Below are 20,932 nucleotides of genomic sequence, written 5' to 3'. Positions count from 1 at the left end.
ACCGAGCAGGCTGCGTGTTTCACCGCTGTATCGCCATACGCAGCAGCTCGTCGTCACACCATGCCATTCGCTAGGATGCACTCCATGAAGCACCGTACTCCTGCCCCCGTCAACGATGAGGATAGTCGCCTGTTTCGCGAAGCCATCGGCGAAGTGCGGCGGCTTGATCCGGTCGCACCGCCACCTGCGATGCCCAAGCCGGCACCGCATCCACACATGCTGGAGGCTGATGAAGCGGCCGTGCCTGGGGAATTGTTGGACATGGCGTTTGACCCAGCACTGATAGAAGTGGGAGAGGAACTGAGTTACTTGCGCGACGGGTATCCTCCCAAGTTATTGCGGCAGCTTCGGCGCGGACAATACAGCGTACAAGACGATATCGACCTGCATCAGATGAATGTCGCCGCGGCGCAAGCCACCATCGTCGCCTTCCTGGCGCAAGCGTCCGAACGCGGGCTGCGTTGCGTACGTATCGTTCACGGCAAAGGTTTACGTTCCAAAGCTGCCGGCCCGGTCCTGAAAGCACTCACAGATCGCATGCTACGGCGTCGCAATGATGTCATCGCCTTTGCTTCTGCCCGTCCGGTGCAAGGAGGCACGGGCGCTACCATCGTGTTACTGAAGGGTTAGCTGGGGAGGGCTGGTACAGCAACACAGAACAAACGCATGGAGATGTCGGCGTCTGCTGGCTCACCAGGCCACTCAGCACCGTGCGGTCAGTGTAGCTACCGGGCAATCATCCGCTATACGTTTTCAGGCACCCTGCGCAATCAGCTCTCGCACGACTACCGTCGCATAAGCACCCGCGGGTAGCTCGAAGCTGAGTTCAAGTGATTCGCTGTCCAGCCACTGCCATATCAAGTCCTTTGGTAACAAGCGCAGAGGGCGGCGCTCCTGCTCCATTCGCGCCGCAACCAAGCCTTGTGCGAGATCGGCATGTGCTTCTGCCACGCTACGTTCAAGCTCGGCCGCGATATGTTGAGTTGGCAGCTCACCTTGGCCCCACAATGGCCCGGATGGATGGATATCACCTTGCGCAAGACGCGTGGCAAGCGCCTCGTCAAAGGACTCCGGTCCGAACCAGGAGCGCGAACCGGCCAGCGACCAAACATCGCCGTCCAAGGGACTGTCCCACGCCCCGCGCTCGACACGAATGGCCAATACACTGTTGAAAATCTGTGACCTGGCTGCAGAAAGCAAGATTGAGCGCTTGTCTCGATCCACGCGTCGACCTGCAAACATCGCTCGGGCTTGTGCGACATTGCCGCCTTCTCGACCGAAGCGCTGTTCGCCAAAGTAATTAGGTACGCCGCGGCGGGCGATAGCGCGCAAAACCTCCTCGGCAGCACGGCGATCACCGCTTACGTTGCGCAATACCAACACAAACCGATTACCCCGCAACGCCCCGCGCTTGAGCTTGCGCTTGTGACGTGTGCTGGCAAGTACTTTGACCTGTTCATGCGGAAATGTCGTCCAGTCCGGCTCCCCTCGACCGGCCAACTGCACCGTGAAGGCCTGACGCGTCACGGCGTGTCGATCCTTCAAACCTGCATAGCCGACCTGCATCGGCGACACCCCGGCAAACCGTGCCAATTCGCGTGCCACCCAATCGGTATTGGCGTCCCGCTTTTCCACCGACAGCAGAACATGCTCGCCTTCGCCTTCGGCCTCATATCCCAAAACTTCGTCAACACGAAAATCTTCCGGCAAAACACGCAACTCACCGGACAATGGCGGCTGACCATAGGCATACGGCAACTCGTAGTCTGCTGTCGTCATGAATGCACTACCTGCGTACCCTTTCTGATACGGAAAGGGGGGATGAGAAACGGGCGCTAAGGATTCCCGCCGCTAGCGCTGGGAACCGGCGCGGTGCTTGCCGCATTAGCCGGCTCTTCGACAACCTGGTAGAACGTTTCGCCCGGCTTGATCAACCCCAACTCGGCACGTGCGCGTGCTTCCACCGCTTGCTCGCCATGTTTGAGATCGCTCACATCCGCAGCAAGCGCCTGGTTCCGCTGCGTGAGCCTGCTGTTCTCGTCGGTCTGCTTTTTCACCATCGCGCGCAAGCTGGTCACCTCGGACATACCGCCGTGACTGGACCACAGTTTGCACTGCAGTCCAATCAACAAAAGCAGCAGGATCAAGGCGATCCAACGCAACATGGGCGCCCGATAACCTCGCTCAGCCGGGTAGATGGGTCAGGTTCGGAAAAGCATCGCGACCAGCATAACGCGCCGCAGAGCCAAGCTGTTCCTCAATACGCAACAACTGGTTGTACTTCGCCACACGGTCAGTACGGCACAACGAACCGGTTTTGATCTGGGTCGCCGTGGTAGCCACCGCAATATCCGAAATAGTCGTGTCTTCCGTCTCGCCTGAACGGTGCGAGACGATCGCCGCATACTTGGCGGCATCCGCCATGGCGATGGCTTCGAGCGTTTCCGAAAGCGTGCCGATCTGATTAACCTTGATCAGGATGGCATTGGCGATCTTCTTCTCGATGCCTTCACGGAAAATGGCCGGATTGGTGACGAACAGATCGTCGCCCACCAGTTGCACCTTGCTGGTGAGTTTGTCGGTAAGCAGTTTCCACCCATCCCAATCGCCCTCGGCCATGCCATCCTCGATGGTGACGATCGGATATTGCTGTGCCCAGCTTGCCAGCAAATCGACGAACTGTGCTGGCGTATAGGCCTTGCCCTCACCTTCCAGATCGTACTTGCCATCCTTGAAGAATTCGGAACTTGCAACGTCCAGGCCGAGCAAGATCTCGCTACCAATCTTGAAGCCGCTCTTGTTCACGGCTTCCAAAATGGTATCCAGCGCCTCGATGTTGGACCGCAGGTTTGGTGCAAAGCCACCTTCGTCACCGACGGAGGTATTAAGTCCTTTGCCCTTCAACACGCCTTTCAGCGCATGGAAGATCTCAGCACCCGCACGCAGCGCTTCCGCGAAATTCGGCATACCCACTGGCAACACCATAAACTCCTGCACGTCGACATTATTGTCGGCGTGAGCTCCGCCATTGATGATGTTCATCATCGGCACCGGCAAAACGCCGGGCTTGCCATTCGACAAATACTTCCACAGCGGCTCGCGACGGGATGCAGCTACGGCGTGCGCAGCGGCCAGCGATACCCCCAAGAGCGCATTCGCACCCAAACGCCCTTTGTTCGGGGTGCCGTCAAGGGCGATCAACTTAGCGTCGAGACCTTTCTGATCCGCCGCATCGAAACCCTTCAGCGCGTGAGCGATTTCGCCATTGACGTGGCCGACTGCCTTTCTTACGCCCTTGCCCAGATAACGGGACTTGTCGCCATCGCGCAACTCCACCGCTTCGCGCGTACCGGTCGAGGCACCGCTAGGAACCGCTGCGCGACCCCATGCGCCGTCGGCAAGTGTGATCTCCGCCTCAAGGGTGGGATTGCCGCGAGAGTCGAGAATTTCACGGGCATGGATGCTGGTGATGGCTGTAGTCATGATGTTCCTGCGTGTTCAAGAAAGGTTGAAAAGTAACTGATTACTTCAAGCTTGCCGATACAAAATCCTCTCTCATTCCACGAGAGCGACTGGAATGAGAGCAAGGCTTGCCGAACACTCCATTGTTTGCTGCACACGCTGTTCCTTGCGCTGTTCCGCGCAACAGCAGGTCACGCAAGCGTGTCCTTCTCCTCAGCACTGGATCAGGTCCACGCAGGTTCTCGTCCGTGTTCCCCTAAATTGCCATCCATGACGACTCCCCGCATTCCGAATGCGGAGAGAAGCAGCTTTACTGCTGTTCAAGAAAACCGTGCCGCTTGGTCACGGTATCCAGCTCAAGCAGTGTTTGCAGCAAGGCTTCCATTTTGCCAAGCGGCCACGCATTAGGTCCGTCACTGAGTGCCTTATCCGGATCCGGGTGCGTCTCCGCAAACAAGCCGGCAATGCCCACGGCTACCGCCGCACGCGCCAGCACGGGCACGAACTCCCGCTGTCCGCCCGAACTGGTGCCCTGCCCCCCCGGCAGTTGCACTGAATGCGTCGCGTCAAACACGACAGGACAACCGGTTTCGCGCATCACGCTGAGCGAACGCATGTCCGAGACAAGATTGTTATAGCCAAAGCTGGCACCACGCTCGCACACCATGATGTTTTCGTTGCCGACGGCTTTGGCCTTGGCTACGACATTTTTCATATCCCAAGGCGCAAGAAACTGGCCCTTCTTGATATTGACCGGCTTACCGGCCCTGGCCACGTTTTGAATAAAGTCCGTCTGGCGGCAGAGAAAAGCCGGCGTCTGCAGCACATCCACCACGGCCGCCACCTCATCCATCGGTGTGTACTCGTGCACATCGGTAAGCACTGGCACGCCCACCTGACGCTTCACTTCCGCCAGCACACGCAACCCCTCTTCCATACCCGGACCGCGAAAGCTGCCGCCTGAGGAGCGGTTCGCCTTGTCGAAGCTGGATTTGAAGATGAAATGGATGCCGAGCTTGCGAGTGATGTCCTTCAGAGTGCCCGCAGTATCGACCTGCAATTGCTCGGATTCGACGACGCAAGGGCCGGCAATCAAGAACAAAGGTTGGTCCAGCCCGATCTCGAAACCACACAGCCTCATGCGACCGACTCCCTCGCCAGCTTCTGGCCATCGCGCACCGCCTTGTATTCGCGCGCGGCGCGAACGAAGCCGATGAAGAGCGGATGGCCATCACGAGGCGTCGAGGTAAATTCAGGATGCGCCTGGCAGGCAAGAAACCACGGATGCTTTTGCAGTGGCAATTCGACAATCTCGACCAGCAGATCGTCCATCGACTTACCGGAGATCACCAACCCCAGATCCTCAAACGCCTGGCGATAGCGATTATTGAATTCGTAGCGGTGACGATGCCGCTCACGCACGATGTCCTGCCCGTACAGCTGGCGCGCCAGCGTGCCGGCTTTGAGACGGCACTCTTGCGCACCCAGCCGCATCGTGCCACCGAGATCCGAGCGTTCACTGCGCTGCTCGACCTCACCGGTCGTCGTGGTCCACTCCGTAATCAAGGCGATCACGGGATTCGCCGTATGCCGGTCGTTTTCACTGGAGTCCGCATCGGCAAAACCCGCGACGTGCCGTGCGAAATCCACCACGGCAGCATGCATGCCATAGCAAATGCCAAAATAAGGAACGCCATGCTCGCGCGCGTATTTCGCCGCTAGAATCTTGCCTTCGAAGCCGCGCTTGCCAAAGCCGCCAGGGACGAGGATGGCGTCTACCCCTCCCAGCACCTTGGCCGCACCTTCGGCCTCGATCTGCTCGGAATCGATCCATTGCAAATTGACACGTGCCTGCTGCTTGATGCCGCCGTGCCGGAGTGCTTCGCCCAGGGACTTGTAGGCGTCCTTGTGCTCGACATATTTGCCGACGATGGCCACATTGACCTCGTCCTTTGGATGCTCGACGGCGTCCACCGTACGCTGCCAGGCGGAAAGATCGGCAACCTTGGCGTCCAGGCCCAACCGCTTCACCACGATGTCATCCAGCCCCTGCTGGTGAAGCCAAAGCGGCTGTTTGTAAATGATGTCCACATCGGCGGCACTGATCACCGCCTGCTCGGGCACGTTCGTGAACAAGGCGATCTTGCGGCGCTCGGTGTCCGGCAGCGGCTGCTCGCAACGGCAGAGCAGGATGTCCGGCTGGATGCCGATGGAGCGTAGTTCCTTGACCGAATGCTGAGTTGGCTTGGTTTTGATCTCGCCAGCGGCCTTGATGTAGGGCACCAGGGTGAGGTGCATGAACACGCACTTCTCCGGACCGTGCTCGATCCGAAGCTGACGGATGGCCTCAAGGAACGGCTGGGACTCGATATCACCTACCGTACCGCCGATCTCGACCAGGGCGACGTCGAAACCACGGGTGGCCTCATGGATACAATGCTTGATCTCGTCTGTGATATGCGGAATGACCTGGACCGTCGCCCCCAGATAGTCCCCCCGGCGCTCTTTGCGGATCACCGACTCGTAGATCTTGCCGGTGGTGATGGAGTTCTTGCCGGTCAAGCGGGTGTGGACGAAGCGCTCGTAATGGCCCAGATCGAGGTCAGTTTCAGCACCGTCATCGGTCACATAGACCTCACCGTGCTGGAAGGGGCTCATCGTGCCCGGATCCACATTGATGTAGGGATCGAGCTTCATCATGGTGACCGAAAGGCCGCGCGCCTCAAGAATGGACGCAAGCGACGCCGCTGCGATGCCCTTGCCAAGTGAGGACACCACACCGCCAGTGACGAAAATCAGGGGGGTCATGGAAAGAAGCCGTGCTGGAAATCAGCATTTTAGCGGCAGATCGTTCCAGCTGCGAGATGCCAGCATCCCTAGAATTCGAAAAAATTCAGTCCGCACGGCCATGCCTCATCCCGTCCAGGATGATCCCTGACGCAGACCAAGCGCAGCATCCAGCGACGCTTTAACAAAAAAAGCCGGACGCCAAAGGCACCCGGCTGGTCTGATCCCCGCTTGTGACGGCGGGGCTCAAAAGCTGTCTCAGCCGATGCTCGAGGACATCGACTGGGTAACGGGATGCATCATGTACGTATTCATGTTGTGCATCACCCACAACGAACCCACCACGATGATGGCAATGATCAGCAACGTGAACACGCCAATGGACAGATTATTGCGCTGACCCGGCTTGGTGCTCAGATGCAAGAAGAACATCAGCTGCACCAGAATCTGGGCCACGCAGAGGATCATGATGCCCGGCAAGATCAGATGATGCGGCACGGCACCGGACATCACGCAGCCGAACGACATCAGGGTCAGGATGATGGAGAGCGCGAAACCGACAATGTAAGACTTCAGCGTGCCGTGGTCGGCGTGCTGATGGTCCGTGCCATGTGCATGACTGAGGTGGGCTGACATCAGAGCACTCCCCGCAAATAAACAATGGTGAACACGCAAATCCAGACCACATCCAGGAAATGCCAGAACAGGCTGAGGCAGGACAGACGGCGGGTGACGGCATCGGTCAGGCCGAAGCGCCGCACCATGTCTATCATCACTACGATCCAGATCAGGCCACAGGTCACGTGCAGCCCATGGGTGCCGACCAACGTGAAATAAGATGACAGGAACGCGCTGTGGTTCGGGCCGGCACCTTCATGAATCAGGTGCGCAAACTCGCGCACTTCCATCACCACGAAGCCCAAACCAAACAGGAACGTGATGAACAGCCAGCCCATCACCTTGTTGCGCTTGCCGGCATGCATGTTCAGCATTGCCACGCCGAACGTGAAACTACTGACCAGCAGCAGCATCGTTTCACCCAGCACATAAGGCAGGTCAAACAGCTCCTTGCTGGTCGGGCCACCCGCGGTGGCATTGCACAACACAGCGAATGAAGCGAACAACGCCGAAAAAATCAGGCAGTCGCTCATCAGATAGATCCAGAACCCCAGCAGGGTCTTGGCTCCGTCGTCGTGATGTTCGTGATGCCCGTCTACGCCGTGCGCGACAACGTCATGATTAGCGGTAATAACGGAACTGCTCATGGCTTAAGCAACCTTCTGGCCGGCCGATGCCGGATCCACGTTTTCGATCAGCTTGTGCAACGGCACCAGGCGTGCGCGCTCGATCTTCTCGACTTCGACACCGGGCACGTAGTAATCCACATCCGTGTCATAGGCGCGGCTGAGGAACGAACCGATCATGCCCACCAGGCCGGCGATGGCGAGCCACCAGATATGCCACACCATGGCAAAGCCAAGCACGGTACCGAACGCAGCCATGAACACGCCCACGCCCGTATTGCGCGGCATGTGGATGTCCGCATAGTGCTCATGACGCTTATAAGCACGCTTATGTACCTTGTCGGCCCAGAATTGATCCAGTTCTTCCACCTGTGGCAACACGGCAAAGTTGTAGAACGGTGCCGGCGAACTGGTGGACCATTCCAGCGTACGACCGCCCCAGGGATCACCCGTCAGATCGCGGTTCTCCGCGCGGTTGCGCACGCTCACCACGAACTGCAGCACCATGAAACCGATACCCAGCGCAATGATGCCTGCGCCAGCGGCCGCTACGATCAGGTAGGGCTGCCAGGCTGGGTTGGCGTAGTGATTCATACGGCGCGTCATGCCCATCAGGCCCAACACATACAGCGGCATGAAGGCCATATAGAAGCCCACCACCCAGCACCAGAAGGAGGCTTTGCCCCAGCGCTCTTCCAGCTTGAAGCCGAAAGCCTTCGGGAACCAGTAGTTGATCGCCGCAAAACAACCGAACAGCACACCGCCAATGATCACGTTATGGAAGTGCGCAATCAGGAACAGGCTGTTATGCAGTACGAAATCCGCACCGGGCACGGCCATCAACACGCCGGTCATACCACCGATGGTGAACGTGACCATGAAAGCTACCGTCCACATCATCGGCAAGGTGAAACGGATGCGGCCGCGATACATGGTGAACAGCCAGTTGAACAATTTCACCCCTGTCGGCACCGAAATGATCATCGTGGTAATGCCGAAGAAGGCATTCACGTCAGCGCCCGAACCCATGGTGAAGAAGTGATGCAGCCACACCATGAAGGAGAGCACACCGATGGCGGCTGTGGCCAATACCATCGATTTGTAGCCGAACAGCGGCTTGCCCGAGAAGGTCGCAACCACCTCCGAGAACACACCGAAACACGGCAGGATCAGGATGTAGACCTCCGGGTGACCCCAGATCCAGATCAAGTTGATGTACAGCATGGCGTTACCGCCAAGCTCGTTGGTGAAGAAGTGCATGTCCAGATAACGGTCGGCCGCGAGCAACGCCAGCGCCACCGTCAATACCGGGAACGCCGCCACGATCAGGATGTTGGTGACCAGCGCCGTCCAGGTGAACACCGGCATCTGCATCAGCTTCATGCCGGGCGTGCGCATGCGCAGAATGGTGACGATGAAGTTGATGCCACTGAGCGTGGTACCCAAACCGGAGAGCTGCAAGGCCCAAATGTAGTAGTCCACGCCTACGGTAGGACTGAACTTCAACTCCGACAGCGGCGGGTAGGCCAGCCACCCAGTAGCAGCAAAGTCACCGACAAACATCGACAACATCACCAGCACTACGCCAGAGGCGGTAAGCCAGAAGCTGAACGAGTTCAAGAACGGATAGGCCACGTCGCGCGCACCGATCTGCAACGGCACGACCAGATTCATCAGGCCCACCACGAATGGCATGGCGACGAAGAAGATCATGATCACGCCGTGGGCGGTGAAGATCTGGTCGTAATGGTGGGGCGGTAGATAACCAGCCGCATCCGCCGAGGCAATCGCCTGTTGGGCGCGCATCATGATGGCATCGGCGAAGCCGCGCAGCAGCATGACCAATGCCAAAATCACGTACATGATGCCGATGCGCTTGTGATCCACCGTGGTGAACCATTCGCTCCACAGATAGCCCCACTTGCGCTGGAATGTCACCCAGCCAAGCAGCGCCGCACCGGCAAGAGACACCATCAGCAAGGTGCCCATGATGATCGGCTCATTGAAAGGAATGGCCGATAATGAAAGTTTTCCGAACATGGCCTACTCCGCAGCCTTGGCGTGATCGTTGTGCGAGGGAATCGCGCTCGCTTGCGCAGGCGGGGGCGTGGCGCCGATCTTGCCCATCGACATGTCGCCCATGTACTGATTGATGATGCTGCTGAACATGCCCGGGGTGACGTTCGCGTAGTACGACACCGGCACTTTTTCGCTGGGCTGCGATAGCGCGTGGTAGGTCTGGTCATCGAGGCTGACCGAGCTGGCCTTGGCCTTATTGATCCAGTCCGCAAAGCCCTGCTGCGACGTTGCTTCCGCAATGAAATGCATATCGGAGAAACCGGGGCCGCTGTAGTTGCTCGAAAGGCCGGTGTAGTTGCCGGGCTCCTTCGCGATCAAGTTAAGCTGCGTTTCCATGCCGGCCATCGCGTAGATCTGGCTACCGAGCTGCGGAATGAAAAACGCATTCATCACCGAGTCCGACGTGATTTCGAAATGCACCGGCACGTTCGTCGGGAAGGCGATTTCATTGACGCTGGCAACACCGTAATCCGGATAGATAAAGAGCCACTTCCAGTCCATCGCCACCGCCTGGATGGTGATCGGTTTTGCCGCGGACTTCAGGGGCTTATAAGGATCGAGCGTATGCGTGGTGCGCCAGGTAATCGTCGCCAGGATGGCGATGATGATGCACGGGATGGTCCACACCACGGCTTCGATAGCCGTCGAGTGGGACCACTTCGGCGCGTAGGTGGCCTTGGTGTTGGAGGCACGGTAGCGCCACGCAAAGATAAGGGTCATGGCAATGACCGGGATGACGACGAGCAACATCAAGCCCGTGGCAATCAGGATCAACGACTTTTCCTGCATACCGATGTCACCTTTCGGCGACAGGACTTCCATATTGCAACCGCCGAGAAACACGGCGAGGCCTGCGCATGACCAGCGCAAAGCGGAGACGAGGGAACGCTTGTTCACGAACGACTCTTAGGGAGGCTGACGGGATGTTGTCGTGGGGACGACCTGCATAGGATATCGCGCTGCAGCAAGCCATGACTAGTCCGAGACATAATGCCGCGCTAGCAACGCGACATCCTTCCTCGTTCCTCAAGACCATCTAAGCGTCAAGAAAGCAAGCCACGCCGCCCAGCGGTCGTACCTTACGGAGCATTGCATTTTCAGCACTGAAGCGCTGGCGATATTGCCTGCTACCATGCGCTGATGAGCACTCCGATTCCCACCCGCATCGCTGCCCTGCGCGAAGCCATGAGCAAGCATGGCGTGGCTGCTTGTATCGTTCCCACAGCCGATCCTCATCTTTCCGAATATCTGCCAGCGCACTGGCAAGCCCGTCAATGGCTTTCCGGATTCGATGGCTCGGCGGGTACGCTGCTGATCACGGCCAAAGAAGCCGGGGTGTGGACCGATTCGCGCTATTTCTCGCAAGCAGAACAACAGCTAGGCGGCAGCGGCATCGCGCTGATGAAGCAGCGCATCGCCCACGCTCCGGAACATCTGACATGGCTGCAGCAGCATCTGCACCAAGGCGACGTGGTAGCTGTCGCCGGCGACAGCGTGTCAGTCGCGGCACAGCGACAAATCGAACGCCTGCTCAGCAGTGTCGGCGCCGTTCTCAGGGCGGATCTGGATCTGCCCGGCAAGATCTGGCTGGACCGCCCTGGTTTGCCCAACGCCCGCGTATTCGAACATCCACTCCGCTACGCTGGGCTATCGCGTGCAGACAAATTCGAGAAACTGCGCCAGGCGTTGCGCAGGCAACACGCTACACATCATTTGGTATCCAGCCTTGACGATATCGCCTGGCTCACCAATCTTCGCGGCAGCGATGTTGAATGCAATCCGGTCTTCCTGGCACACCTGTTGGTCGAGGCTTCCGGGCAGGCAACACTGTTTGTGGAGCGCGCCAAGCTCAACGATGAACTCGTCGCATCCCTGACTCGTGATGGCATCCGCACTGCCGCCTACGCCACGATCAATGACGCCTTGGGTGAGCTCGGCGCTGGCGACACTTTGTTATTCGACCCCGGCCGCGTAGTCAGCGACGTCCTGCGGACGCTGCCCTCGCAAGTTACACGTATCGAAGGTCCGAATCCGTCCATCGCATTCAAGGCAGTCAAGAGCGAGGTGGAACTGGATCATATCCGGGAAGCCATGCGTCGCGATGGCGCCGCACTGGTACGTGCTTTTCGCCGCCTGGAAGAACGCCTCACGGCTGGCATGACGCAAACCGAGCTGGACGTCGACGCGCTTCTGCGGGATGAACGATCGGCACAGCCCGATTTCATCGGTGAGAGTTTCGCCACCATTGCCGGTTACATGGAAAACGGGGCGCTTCCTCACTATCGCGCCACGGCGCAATCGCATAACACACTGCAACGGCATGGCTTGCTGCTGATTGACTCCGGCGGCCAGTACCTGGGCGGTACCACCGACATTACGCGGGTGCTCGCCTTGGGACCGACCACTTCTGAACAGCGGCGCGACGCCACCCTGGTGATGAAAGGCATGATCGCCTTGTCGCGCGCACGCTTCCCTAAAGGCGCCAGCGGCCCCCAACTGGATGCACTGGCTCGTGCACCCCTCTGGGCCAGCGGCATGGACTACGGCCACGGTACCGGCCATGGTGTGGGTTATTTCCTCAATGTGCACGAGGGCCCGCATGGCATCCGCCCCCCGGTATCTGGCAGCACACTGGTTCCTCTCGAGCCCGGCATGATCACGTCTATTGAGCCAGGCTTATATAAGCCGGCACGACATGGCATCCGGCACGAGAACCTTGCCGTGGTGGCCGAAGCCGAACAAACCGAATTTGGTGAGTTCTACGCTTTCGAGACCCTGACCCTCTGCCCCTTCGACCGCCGTGCATTGGAGCCTGGGCTATTGAGCCCTGATGAACGCGCCTGGCTGGACGACTATCACGCTACGGTACGCGCCGCACTGGCGCCCTTGCTGGACGACGCAGATTTGGCTTGGCTGGAAAAGCACTGCGCCCCGCTCTAGCTTTCTTTCCCCTCCCTTGCCGCAAGCAACAGAAGAAGCAGGCATCGCAAGCTCTTGACCTTCCCGGCTTACCCGACCATCCTCCCGCGGCTAACCCCGTATCAAACACACACTAGCCACGCATGAGCAGTCGCTATAACGCCGCCGATATCGAAGTTCTCTCCGGTCTTGATCCGGTCAAGCGCCGTCCGGGCATGTATACGGATACGACGCGCCCCAACCACTTGGCGCAGGAAGTCATCGACAACTCGGTTGACGAAGCGCTTGCGGGCCACGCCAAATCGATCGAGGTGATCGTCCATGTCGACGGCTCAGTGGAAGTGAGCGACGACGGACGCGGTATGCCCGTGGACATCCATCCGGAAGAAGGCATTCCCGGCGTGGAATTGATCCTGACCCGCTTGCATGCAGGCGGCAAATTTTCCGGCAAGAGCTACAACTTCTCCGGCGGCCTGCACGGCGTGGGCGTGTCCGTGGTCAACGCGTTGTCGAACAAGGTGGAAGTCACCATCCGTCGCGACGGCAACGAATATCGCATGACATTCGCGCATGGCGACCGCGTCAGCCCGCTAGAGACCATTGGCACCGTCCCGAAGAAAAAAACCGGCACGACCGTACGCTTCTGGGCCGACCCCAAATACTTCGATACGCCGAAGATTTCGCTGCCGAAACTCAAGCACCTGTTGCGCGCCAAAGCCGTGCTCTGCGCCGGTCTCAACGTCAAACTCGTTGACGAAGCCAGCGGCGAGGTCAGCGAGTGGTACTACGAAGACGGCCTGCGCGATTATCTGCGTGGTGAACTCGACGGAGCCGAATGCCTGCCCGCCGATCTGTTCGTGCATCACGTCGCACGCGAAACGGAAGGGCTCGATGTAGCTTTCACCTGGCTGCCGGAAGGCGAACTGGTGCAGGAAAGCTACGTCAACCTCATCCCCACCGTGCAAGGCGGCACGCACGTCAACGGGCTTCGTACCGGCCTCACCAACGCCGTGCGCGAATTCTGCGATATCCGCAATCTCTTGCCGCGCGGCGTCAAGCTTGCGCCGGAAGACGTATGGGAACGACTGGCATTCGTGCTCTCGGCGAAACTGCAAGATCCACAGTTCGCCGGGCAGACCAAGGAACGCCTTTCCTCACGTAATGCTGCTGCACTGGTGGAAAGCGTGATACACGACGCTTTCAGCCTGTGGCTGAATCAACACGTCGATCTCGGTGAACGCATCGCGCAACTGGCCATTGAACGCGCAAGCGCGCGACTGAAAGCCGCCAAGCAAGTCGTGCGCAAGAAGATTACGCAAGGACCGGCCCTTCCCGGCAAGCTTGCCGACTGCACCGCCACCGATCTCACCCGAACCGAGCTTTTCCTGGTGGAAGGCGATTCCGCTGGCGGCAGTGCCAAGCAAGCACGCGACAAGGAGTTCCAGGCAATCCTGCCGTTACGCGGCAAGATCCTCAACACGTGGGAAGTGGAATCCACGTCGGTGCTGGCCTCCGAAGAGGTGCACAACCTGGCCGTGGCGATCGGCTGCGATCCCGGCAAGGATGATCTAAGCGGGCTGCGTTACGGCAAGGTGGTCATTCTTGCCGATGCCGATTCCGATGGGCTACATATCGCCACCCTGCTTAGCGCACTTTTCCTTCGCCACTTTCCCGCCCTCGTGCGCGAAGGACATATCTTCGTGGCGATGCCGCCGTTATTCCGCGTCGATGTAGGCAAGCAAGTGTTCTACTGCCTCGACGAAAATGAAAAAGCCGCCATGCTCCAACGCGTCGAACGCGAGAAGATGAAAGGCCAGGTAACAGTCACCCGCTTCAAAGGTCTCGGTGAAATGAACCCGTCGCAATTGCGCGAGTCCACCATTTACCCGGACACCCGCCGCCTCGTGCAACTGACCGTGGACGACAGCGAAGGCACCGCCAAGCTCATGGACATGTTGCTGGCGAAGAAACGCGCCAGTGATCGCAAAAACTGGCTGGAAGAAAAAGGTGACCTGGCTACGCTGGAAGTTTGAAATCGATACCTGCTTTTGCAGAAAGCATGCAGGTGTGCGGAGACCCTACTGATGAGCCTGCCTCCTCCCATTAACCTCCAGCGCTGGATCGACGAGCATCGCCATCTGCTCAAGCCGCCCGTCGGCAACAAATGCATTGTCGACGGCGACTTCATCATCATGATCGTCGGCGGTCCTAACGCACGCACGGACTATCACTACGACGAAGGTCCGGAATTCTTCTACCAGATCGAAGGAGAGATGGTACTGAAGGTGCAGGACGATGGCGCCGCTCGCAACATTCCCATTCGTGCGGGTGAACTGTTTTATCTGCCACCACGCGTCCCTCATTCTCCGCAGCGCATGCCCGACTCCATCGGCCTGGTGATCGAGCGCCGCCGACTTCCGCATGAAAAAGACGGGTTGCTGTGGTTCTGCGAGCAGTGCAACCACAAACTTTACGAAGAATATTTCACCTTGCAGAGCATTGAAGCGGATTTTCCGCCCGTTTTCGATCGCTTCTATGCGTCGAGGGACGCCCGTACCTGCAAGGCCTGCGGACACCTCAATCCCGCTCCTGCACGCTATGGTTGATAGCGGTTTTCCGCGCTCAGCCATTTGCAGGCCATGCGGCGCAAGGATGTGTCGGCGCTCAAGTCGTTCGCAATATCACGAATCGATTTCCAGGCCAACGCCAACGATTCATCGCTGACGACAAAGCATTCGTCCCTTATTGCTCGTACCACGAAACGTACATCGTAATGCCAATGCGCGGACTCACTGCCGCGGGCGGGAATAAGATGGCAGTCAAGGTCAAAAATGTCGCCTTCGACGCGCAGGTCTTCGATACCAGACTCCTCCTCCGCCTCGCGCAAGGCAACTTGGGCAAGATCTTCGTCGCCATCAGCGTGACCACCTAATTGCAACCATCGGTCAAGCTTGCGGTGATGCGTTAATAACGCACGCTCACCGTCCGCACTCACTAGCCAAGCCGATCCCGTGAAGTGTCCCGCCGCATGCTCGCGCATGAAAACAGCCGGGGCGGAAACGAGAAATTCAAGAAACCGATCGCACGTCGCGGTCTCTTCCGGGCGGCGTGTTCGGTAGCTTTGTAGTGACTCGAACAGCGAAGCAGCGTTGGACATGACTTGTGACACAGGCGCCGGACGAAGTTGCTCATCATAGCTGCGTCGCAGCTTGTACCCCTCCATCTGCTCCGCTATGGTTGAGCGTCACCTCGGTTCGATGCCATGGCCAGCCCGGCTCTGGACAGATGTGACGCCTGTTTCCAGGGAGCCCCTACATGCTTTTCAAGCGCGTCAAGCCACTCGACCAGATTCTCGCCACCGCCGAAAAGAAGGCACTTACCCGACAGCTTGGCGCGTTTCAGCTCACCATGCTTGGCATCGGCGCCATCATTGGCACCGGTATCTTCGTACTCACCGCCGAAGCCGGACAGAAAGCCGGTCCCGGCATGATGATTTCTTTCGTGATCGCCGCGATCGTCTGCACGCTGGCAGCGCTAGCTTATGCAGAGCTGGCGTCGATGGTTCCGGTCGCTGGTTCCGCGTACACCTATACCTATGGCGTGCTTGGCGAAGGTTTGGCATGGGTTGTCGGCTGGGCGCTCGTACTGGAATACACGATCGCGGCCAGCACGGTATGCGTCGGCTGGTCCGGCTACGTCAACGGCCTTCTCGCGCATGCCGGATTCGGATTGCCTGGTTTCCTGCGCACCGGTCCCATGGACGGCGGCACATTTAATCTGCTCGCGTTTCTCATCGGCCTGGTCATCACCTTCCTGCTGGTGATCGGCACATCCAAATCAGCCAAGGTCAATAGCCTGCTGGTGGTGGTGAAGATCATTGCGCTCACCATCTTCATTTTCGTTGCGCTGCCGGCGGTCAAGGACCCCAATTTCAAGCCTTTCGTTCCTAACGGCTGGGGCAGCCCGATGGGCGGCATTGGTGTACTTGGCGCAGCCGCTTCCATCTTCTTCGCGTACGTCGGTTTCGATGCCGTATCCACGGCGGCTGAGGAAACAAAGAATCCGAATCGCAACATCCCGATCGGCCTGATCGGTTCACTAGGTGTTTGCACTGTCTACTATCTGCTTGTGAGTTACGGAGCCATCGGATCGATCGGTGCCCAACCCGTCACCGGTCCCGGTGGCATGGCGCTGCAACCCGGCACACCCGAAATGGCCGCCGCTTGCAAAGCTTCGCAAGCCCTCGTGTGCAGCAAAGAGGCGCTGGCACATGTAATGCGCGTGCTCCATCACAATGAGCTGGGTAATCTGATTGGCCTGGCGGCGGGCATCGCCCTACCCTCGGTCATTCTCACCATGACATATGGACAGACGCGCATCTTCTTTACGATGGCGCGCGATGGATTGTTGCCCAGCTTTCTTTCCAAGATTCATCCACGTTTCCATACACCCCATGTAATCACCCTGATCACCGGCATCTTCGTCTCCATTTTCGGGGCCATCTATCCGGTTGGGCAGCTCGCCGATATCACCAATTCCGGCACGCTGTTTGCCTTCATGATGGTAGCCATCGCCGTGATGGTTCTTCGCGTCAAACAGCCTGATCGCAAGCGTCCGTTCCGTACACCCATAGTGTGGGTAGTGTGTCCGCTCGCAGTGGTCGGCTGTCTTCTGCTGTTCGTCAATCTGCCGCTGAAGACACTGGAAGTGTTCTTTGGCTGGGGCATCGTGGGCCTGCTGGTCTATTACCTGTATGGCTATCGCAAGAGTCATCTGGCCAATGGCACTGAACCGGCCTGAGACACGTTCGAATTTTTGGCACGACATCGCCCGGCACGGTGAATCACCGTGCCGGCGCTATTTCAGGGAACCCTATGCTGAAACAGCTGTTCGCCCGCAAGACTGATTTTTCCGACGACGAAAACTCGCACGGTCCAAGCCTGCGACGAACGCTGGGACCCTGGGGCATCACCGCACTGGGTATCGGCGCGGTCATCGGTACCGGTATCTTCGTCGTAACGGGTCAGGCGGCGGCCGAGCATGCCGGTCCGGCCGTATTGATCTCTTTCATACTCGCCGCGATCTGCAGCGGCTTCACAGCGCTTTGCTATGCCGAGTTCGCCACGCTCATTCCCATTTCAGGCAGCTCCTATTCCTATGCGTATGCCACGCTCGGCGAATTGATAGCATGGTTCATTGGCTGGAACATGGTGCTCGAATACGGCATTTCCGCTTCCGCCGTTGCCGCCAGTTGGACGGGTTATTTCACCAGCTTGCTCGATCACATGGGCATCGACCTTCCGGCCTCGCTGACCGACGCGCCCTTTGCCTATACGAATGGCGCACTGGTCGCCACAGGGCACCTTATCAACGTACCGGCCGTTGCCATCGTGCTGGCATTGACCTGGCTGTGCTACATCGGCATTCGCGAGTCAGCCGGCATCAACTTTATGATGGTGCTGCTCAAGGTTGGCCTGATCGTGGTCGTCGTCGTGGTGGGTTATCGCTACGTGAATCCTGCCAACTGGCATCCCTTCATTCCGGCGCCGCAAGGCCATGACAAGTATGGCTGGGAAGGCATCATGCGCGGGGCGGCCATGGTGTTTTTCGCCTACATCGGATTCGAGGCCACCTCGACCGCCGCACAAGAATGCAAGAACCCGCAGCGCGATCTTCCCTTTGGCACACTGGTATCGCTGGTGATCTGTACCGTGCTGTACCTGGCGATGGCGGCAGTACTGACGGGTCTCATTCCTTACACACAACTTGGCACAGATGAGCCTGTCGTCACGGCCATCAGGGCGCATCCTGAGCTGGGCTGGCTACGCCTGATCGTAGAGATCGGCGCTTTGATCGGCCTGTCATCGGTCATCTTGGTCATGATCATTGCGCAGCCGCGCATCTTCATGATCATGGCGCGTGACGGCCTGCTGCCGAAGGTGTTCAACCGCATTCATCCGCGCTATCGCACGCCTCATTTGAATACGCTCATCACCGGCGCGGGCATCGCGATACTCGCAGCGATATTCCCGCTCGACTTGCTGGCGAACCTCACCTCCATGGGCACGCTGATCGCTTTTGTCGCCGTTTGCGCAGGCGTTCTGATCCTGCGTTACACCTCTCCCGAACTGCCACGCACTTTCCGTGTTCCGTGGGCGCCCTTTATCTGTGTGGCGGGGGTCCTCAGCTGCCTGGCCCTGCTGGCCACCATGGACTGGTTCAACTGGGCGCTGATGGTCGTCTGGACCTTGTTCGGGTTTGCGATTTATTTCTCCTATGGGATTCGCCATAGTCGCCTGCGTATTGCCAATCGTTCAATAAAGTCGTGAACAGCAGCGAAAAGCGTCAAAAAGTCGACATCTAGAGGCAAATCGGCACGATCTACGCGCTAACGACAGCTTAATAAATCTTGTAAACCGCCATCAATTCTTCTTGCAACTATTTGAAAATAAACAAGAAAATTTTTGTGCGTCAGAATTTTCCAACCGCGATCCGCCTCAGGCTAGTCAACCGGAGTATCATCATCAGCCCGTGGGTTGATCACTTGGCAGTGGGCCCCGGATCGCGACCCGGCGCGTCAGGTCACAGCTCCTCGACCTGGCGCGCTCGGGTAGCACTTCTGCAACACCCCTTCGTTTTTTATCAAACGCCTGTCCTGTACAGGCGTTTTCTTTTGCACACAGCAAAGAGGCCGGCATCGGCCGGCCTCTACGCGATCCACCCATGGGTGCGAGACTTCAAGCCTGCTTCGGCGTGTGCGATATGCACCAGCCCTTCGCGCTGACCGCTTTACCCGGAAACAACTGGCAAGGTCCAAAACCGGTGGGACCGCCGGAGTAAAACTGGCAGTTGGCGCACGCATCGCCAGGCTTGTGCTTGGGATTTGTGGTCTTCGAAGCATCTTCCACGTATCCCAAGGCCTTGGCCGTCGGATCGCTTTCGGACACATGGGGCAAATCGTCCGCGCGGGCGACACGCGGCAATCCGCCCACTACCACCACCGCCGCAGCGGTGCCGGCAGCAAGCTTCAGGAAACGACGACGCGATTCGTTATTTTCATGTGCTGACATGACTATCCTCATCACAGTGCGTCTACTGCAGGAACGCAGCGACTCTCCCGAAATCGTAACTCCGCCGGGTGCATGAAAGCCCTTTCGCGAATAACTCGCATTTAGCACTTCCATCGCCATGTTATAGTTCCGCTCTGTTTGGACGTCCATTTGCCATGAGTCAAGACCTGCCAGCCTCTATCCCTGCCGCGTTATTTCACGCACGCGCCGACGCGATTGCCAATGCTGCGCGCGAATTTGCGCAGCAAGGCTGGACTCCGGCCACCAGCAGTAACTTTTCGATGCGCCTCAATGCCGATCACGCCGCGATAACCATTTCCGGGCGCGACAAAGGCAAACTCGGCCGCGAAGACATCATGCTGGTCGACATGGATGGCAAGGCCGTCGGCACAACATCGCGTCCCAGCGCCGAGACGGCATTGCATACCCAGATCTATCGCCGCTGGCCTGACATGAATGTCGTGCTGCACACGCATTCCCGTATCCAAAGCGTGGCATCGCGGTTCTTCGCGGCCGACGGCGTCATCCGCCTCGAAGGCTGGGAACTGCAAAAAGCACTTCGCGGGCACACCACGCACGAAAGTACGCTGGACATTCCTGTCTTTCCCAACACCCAGCATATGCCCGAACTGGTAGCGCAGGTCGACGCATGGATCGACGCAGGCAAGCCCCTGCACGCCTACTTGATCAATGGGCATGGCATCTATACGTGGGGACATGACATGGCCGAAGCGCGCCGGCACCTGGAAGCGTTGGAATTTCTGCTCGGCTGCGAACTCGACTTGAGGAGATTGAACGCATGAGCCGCCTACGCATTTTTGACACCAGCCATCCCGAGAATCCGCTATCGATCCATGAAGATCACGCCGGCATTGCCCGAGAACTGGGAGAGGTCGGCGTACGCTTCGAACAGTGGGAGGCGACCCATCCGATTGCTCCCGGTGCCAGCCAAGACGAAGTAATCGCCGCTTATCGTGACGACATCGATCGGCTGATTCGGGAGGAAGGCTATCAATCCGTCGACGTTGTGAGCCTGCAGCCCGATCACCCGGACCGCGCCGCGCTTCGCCAGAAATTCCTGAGCGAACACACCCACAGCGAGGATGAAGTTCGTTTCTTTGTGGCCGGTGCCGGCCAGTTCACCTTGCACATCGAAAACAAGGTTTACGACGTGCTCTGTGAACAAGGCGACTTGATCGGCGTGCCCGACGGCACCCGCCACTGGTTCGACATGAGCGAGGCCCCCTACTTCGTGGCAATTCGCCTGTTCACCAACAAAGAGGGCTGGGTCGCTCATTTCACCGGCTCGGACATCGCCAATGGCTTTCCCCGAATGGTGCCGCTCGTCACAACAGCGTAATCACCCCTGGA

General features: G+C 58.5%; 19 protein-coding genes. 8 read left to right on the top strand and 11 right to left on the bottom strand.

The window, feature by feature from the left end; all coding sequences use genetic code 11:
* Positions 1-84: 84 nt before the first annotated feature.
* Positions 85-630: a Smr/MutS family protein gene (locus AC4HNJ_RS17475; protein ID WP_490480884.1), complete on the top strand. Its 546-nt coding sequence runs from the start codon at positions 85-87 to the stop codon at positions 628-630.
* 123 nt (positions 631-753) lie between these two features.
* On the opposite strand, the gene truD is transcribed toward AC4HNJ_RS17475, so the two are convergent.
* From truD to cyoA, 9 genes are all read right to left on the bottom strand, one after another.
* Positions 754-1,779: a tRNA pseudouridine(13) synthase TruD gene (gene truD, locus AC4HNJ_RS17470; RefSeq protein ID WP_490480883.1), complete on the bottom strand. Its 1,026-nt coding sequence runs from the start codon at positions 1,777-1,779 to the stop codon at positions 754-756.
* A 56-nt stretch (positions 1,780-1,835) separates the two neighbouring features.
* Complete coding sequence (gene ftsB / locus AC4HNJ_RS17465) at positions 1,836-2,165, bottom strand: cell division protein FtsB (RefSeq protein WP_490480882.1); 330 nt, start codon at positions 2,163-2,165, stop codon at positions 1,836-1,838.
* Positions 2,166-2,184: 19 nt separating this feature from the next.
* Positions 2,185-3,483 (bottom strand): phosphopyruvate hydratase, encoded by a 1,299-nt coding sequence (eno, locus tag AC4HNJ_RS17460; protein ID WP_490480881.1) that lies wholly within the window; start codon positions 3,481-3,483, stop codon positions 2,185-2,187.
* 289 nt (positions 3,484-3,772) lie between these two features.
* On the bottom strand, positions 3,773-4,603 hold the full coding sequence (gene kdsA / locus AC4HNJ_RS17455; protein WP_490480880.1) for a 3-deoxy-8-phosphooctulonate synthase: 831 nt from the start codon (positions 4,601-4,603) through the stop codon (positions 3,773-3,775).
* Positions 4,600-6,270, bottom strand: a complete 1,671-nt coding sequence (pyrG, locus tag AC4HNJ_RS17450; protein ID WP_490480879.1) for a CTP synthase — start codon at positions 6,268-6,270, stop codon at positions 4,600-4,602. The genes kdsA and pyrG overlap by 4 nt, the downstream gene beginning before the upstream one ends.
* Positions 6,271-6,507: 237 nt before the next feature.
* The gene (gene cyoD / locus AC4HNJ_RS17445) at positions 6,508-6,885 is read right to left on the bottom strand and encodes a cytochrome o ubiquinol oxidase subunit IV (RefSeq protein ID WP_490480878.1); all 378 of its coding nucleotides are present in this window, start codon (positions 6,883-6,885) and stop codon (positions 6,508-6,510) included.
* Positions 6,885-7,514: a cytochrome o ubiquinol oxidase subunit III gene (gene cyoC, locus AC4HNJ_RS17440; RefSeq protein WP_490480877.1), complete on the bottom strand. Its 630-nt coding sequence runs from the start codon at positions 7,512-7,514 to the stop codon at positions 6,885-6,887. Before cyoC ends, cyoD begins: the two co-directional genes overlap by 1 nt.
* A gap of 3 nt (positions 7,515-7,517) precedes the next feature.
* Positions 7,518-9,533 (bottom strand): cytochrome o ubiquinol oxidase subunit I, encoded by a 2,016-nt coding sequence (gene cyoB, locus AC4HNJ_RS17435; RefSeq protein WP_490480876.1) that lies wholly within the window; start codon positions 9,531-9,533, stop codon positions 7,518-7,520.
* Positions 9,534-9,536: 3 nt separating this feature from the next.
* Positions 9,537-10,394, bottom strand: a complete 858-nt coding sequence (gene cyoA / locus AC4HNJ_RS17430; RefSeq protein ID WP_490480947.1) for a ubiquinol oxidase subunit II — start codon at positions 10,392-10,394, stop codon at positions 9,537-9,539.
* A 318-nt stretch (positions 10,395-10,712) separates the two neighbouring features.
* Between cyoA and AC4HNJ_RS17425 the strand changes: the two genes are divergently transcribed.
* The 3 genes from AC4HNJ_RS17425 (at position 10,713) to AC4HNJ_RS17415 (ending at position 15,097) form a co-directional block, all read left to right on the top strand.
* The gene (locus AC4HNJ_RS17425; RefSeq protein ID WP_490480875.1) at positions 10,713-12,512 is read left to right on the top strand and encodes a M24 family metallopeptidase; all 1,800 of its coding nucleotides are present in this window, start codon (positions 10,713-10,715) and stop codon (positions 12,510-12,512) included.
* Positions 12,513-12,634: 122 nt separating this feature from the next.
* Positions 12,635-14,524, top strand: a complete 1,890-nt coding sequence (gene parE / locus AC4HNJ_RS17420; RefSeq protein WP_490480874.1) for a DNA topoisomerase IV subunit B — start codon at positions 12,635-12,637, stop codon at positions 14,522-14,524.
* A gap of 51 nt (positions 14,525-14,575) precedes the next feature.
* Positions 14,576-15,097, top strand: a complete 522-nt coding sequence (locus tag AC4HNJ_RS17415) for a 3-hydroxyanthranilate 3,4-dioxygenase (RefSeq protein WP_490480873.1) — start codon at positions 14,576-14,578, stop codon at positions 15,095-15,097.
* Here AC4HNJ_RS17415 and AC4HNJ_RS17410 read toward each other — a convergent pair.
* Positions 15,088-15,648, bottom strand: a complete 561-nt coding sequence (locus tag AC4HNJ_RS17410; RefSeq protein ID WP_490480872.1) for an NUDIX hydrolase — start codon at positions 15,646-15,648, stop codon at positions 15,088-15,090. The genes AC4HNJ_RS17415 and AC4HNJ_RS17410 overlap by 10 nt on opposite strands.
* Before the next feature lie 158 nt (positions 15,649-15,806).
* Here AC4HNJ_RS17410 and AC4HNJ_RS17405 point away from each other — a divergent pair, with 158 nt between their 5' ends.
* Entirely contained in the window at positions 15,807-17,291 is a 1,485-nt protein-coding gene (locus tag AC4HNJ_RS17405) for an amino acid permease (protein WP_490480871.1), read from the top strand.
* A 74-nt stretch (positions 17,292-17,365) separates the two neighbouring features.
* A complete protein-coding gene (locus AC4HNJ_RS17400) occupies positions 17,366-18,820 on the top strand; it encodes an amino acid permease (protein WP_490480870.1) in 1,455 nt (484 codons plus the stop codon).
* 408 nt (positions 18,821-19,228) lie between these two features.
* Here AC4HNJ_RS17400 and AC4HNJ_RS17395 read toward each other — a convergent pair whose 3' ends face one another.
* A complete protein-coding gene (locus AC4HNJ_RS17395) occupies positions 19,229-19,561 on the bottom strand; it encodes a high-potential iron-sulfur protein (RefSeq protein ID WP_490480869.1) in 333 nt (110 codons plus the stop codon).
* Between the two features lie 155 nt (positions 19,562-19,716).
* On the opposite strand from AC4HNJ_RS17395, the gene AC4HNJ_RS17390 reads away from it, so the two are divergent.
* Positions 19,717-20,364: a methylthioribulose 1-phosphate dehydratase gene (locus AC4HNJ_RS17390; protein WP_490480868.1), complete on the top strand. Its 648-nt coding sequence runs from the start codon at positions 19,717-19,719 to the stop codon at positions 20,362-20,364.
* Positions 20,361-20,921, top strand: a complete 561-nt coding sequence (locus AC4HNJ_RS17385; protein WP_490480867.1) for a 1,2-dihydroxy-3-keto-5-methylthiopentene dioxygenase — start codon at positions 20,361-20,363, stop codon at positions 20,919-20,921. Before AC4HNJ_RS17390 ends, AC4HNJ_RS17385 begins: the two co-directional genes overlap by 4 nt.
* The last annotated feature ends 11 nt before the right edge of the window (positions 20,922-20,932 follow it).

It is taken from the genome of Dyella sp. SYSU CM1112, from assembly GCF_058216415.1.
Note: the sequence above shows the minus strand (reverse complement) of the source record. Positions and strands in the feature narration are given on the sequence as shown.

Excerpts from the sequence above, each read along its gene's own strand:
- AC4HNJ_RS17475 (WP_490480884.1), top strand. The coding sequence starts at position 85 with ATGAAGCACCGTACTCCTGCCCCCGTCAACGATGAGGATAGTCGCCTG.
- truD (WP_490480883.1), bottom strand. The coding sequence starts at position 1,779 with ATGACGACAGCAGACTACGAGTTGCCGTATGCCTATGGTCAGCCGCCA.
- ftsB (WP_490480882.1), bottom strand. The coding sequence starts at position 2,165 with ATGTTGCGTTGGATCGCCTTGATCCTGCTGCTTTTGTTGATTGGACTG.
- eno (WP_490480881.1), bottom strand. The coding sequence starts at position 3,483 with ATGACTACAGCCATCACCAGCATCCATGCCCGTGAAATTCTCGACTCT.
- kdsA (WP_490480880.1), bottom strand. The coding sequence starts at position 4,603 with ATGAGGCTGTGTGGTTTCGAGATCGGGCTGGACCAACCTTTGTTCTTG.
- pyrG (WP_490480879.1), bottom strand. The coding sequence starts at position 6,270 with ATGACCCCCCTGATTTTCGTCACTGGCGGTGTGGTGTCCTCACTTGGC.
- cyoD (WP_490480878.1), bottom strand. The coding sequence starts at position 6,885 with ATGTCAGCCCACCTCAGTCATGCACATGGCACGGACCATCAGCACGCC.
- cyoC (WP_490480877.1), bottom strand. The coding sequence starts at position 7,514 with ATGAGCAGTTCCGTTATTACCGCTAATCATGACGTTGTCGCGCACGGC.
- cyoB (WP_490480876.1), bottom strand. The coding sequence starts at position 9,533 with ATGTTCGGAAAACTTTCATTATCGGCCATTCCTTTCAATGAGCCGATC.
- cyoA (WP_490480947.1), bottom strand. The coding sequence starts at position 10,394 with ATGGAAGTCCTGTCGCCGAAAGGTGACATCGGTATGCAGGAAAAGTCG.
- AC4HNJ_RS17425 (WP_490480875.1), top strand. The coding sequence starts at position 10,713 with ATGAGCACTCCGATTCCCACCCGCATCGCTGCCCTGCGCGAAGCCATG.
- parE (WP_490480874.1), top strand. The coding sequence starts at position 12,635 with ATGAGCAGTCGCTATAACGCCGCCGATATCGAAGTTCTCTCCGGTCTT.
- AC4HNJ_RS17415 (WP_490480873.1), top strand. The coding sequence starts at position 14,576 with ATGAGCCTGCCTCCTCCCATTAACCTCCAGCGCTGGATCGACGAGCAT.
- AC4HNJ_RS17410 (WP_490480872.1), bottom strand. The coding sequence starts at position 15,648 with ATGTCCAACGCTGCTTCGCTGTTCGAGTCACTACAAAGCTACCGAACA.
- AC4HNJ_RS17405 (WP_490480871.1), top strand. The coding sequence starts at position 15,807 with ATGCTTTTCAAGCGCGTCAAGCCACTCGACCAGATTCTCGCCACCGCC.
- AC4HNJ_RS17400 (WP_490480870.1), top strand. The coding sequence starts at position 17,366 with ATGCTGAAACAGCTGTTCGCCCGCAAGACTGATTTTTCCGACGACGAA.
- AC4HNJ_RS17395 (WP_490480869.1), bottom strand. The coding sequence starts at position 19,561 with ATGTCAGCACATGAAAATAACGAATCGCGTCGTCGTTTCCTGAAGCTT.
- AC4HNJ_RS17390 (WP_490480868.1), top strand. The coding sequence starts at position 19,717 with ATGAGTCAAGACCTGCCAGCCTCTATCCCTGCCGCGTTATTTCACGCA.
- AC4HNJ_RS17385 (WP_490480867.1), top strand. The coding sequence starts at position 20,361 with ATGAGCCGCCTACGCATTTTTGACACCAGCCATCCCGAGAATCCGCTA.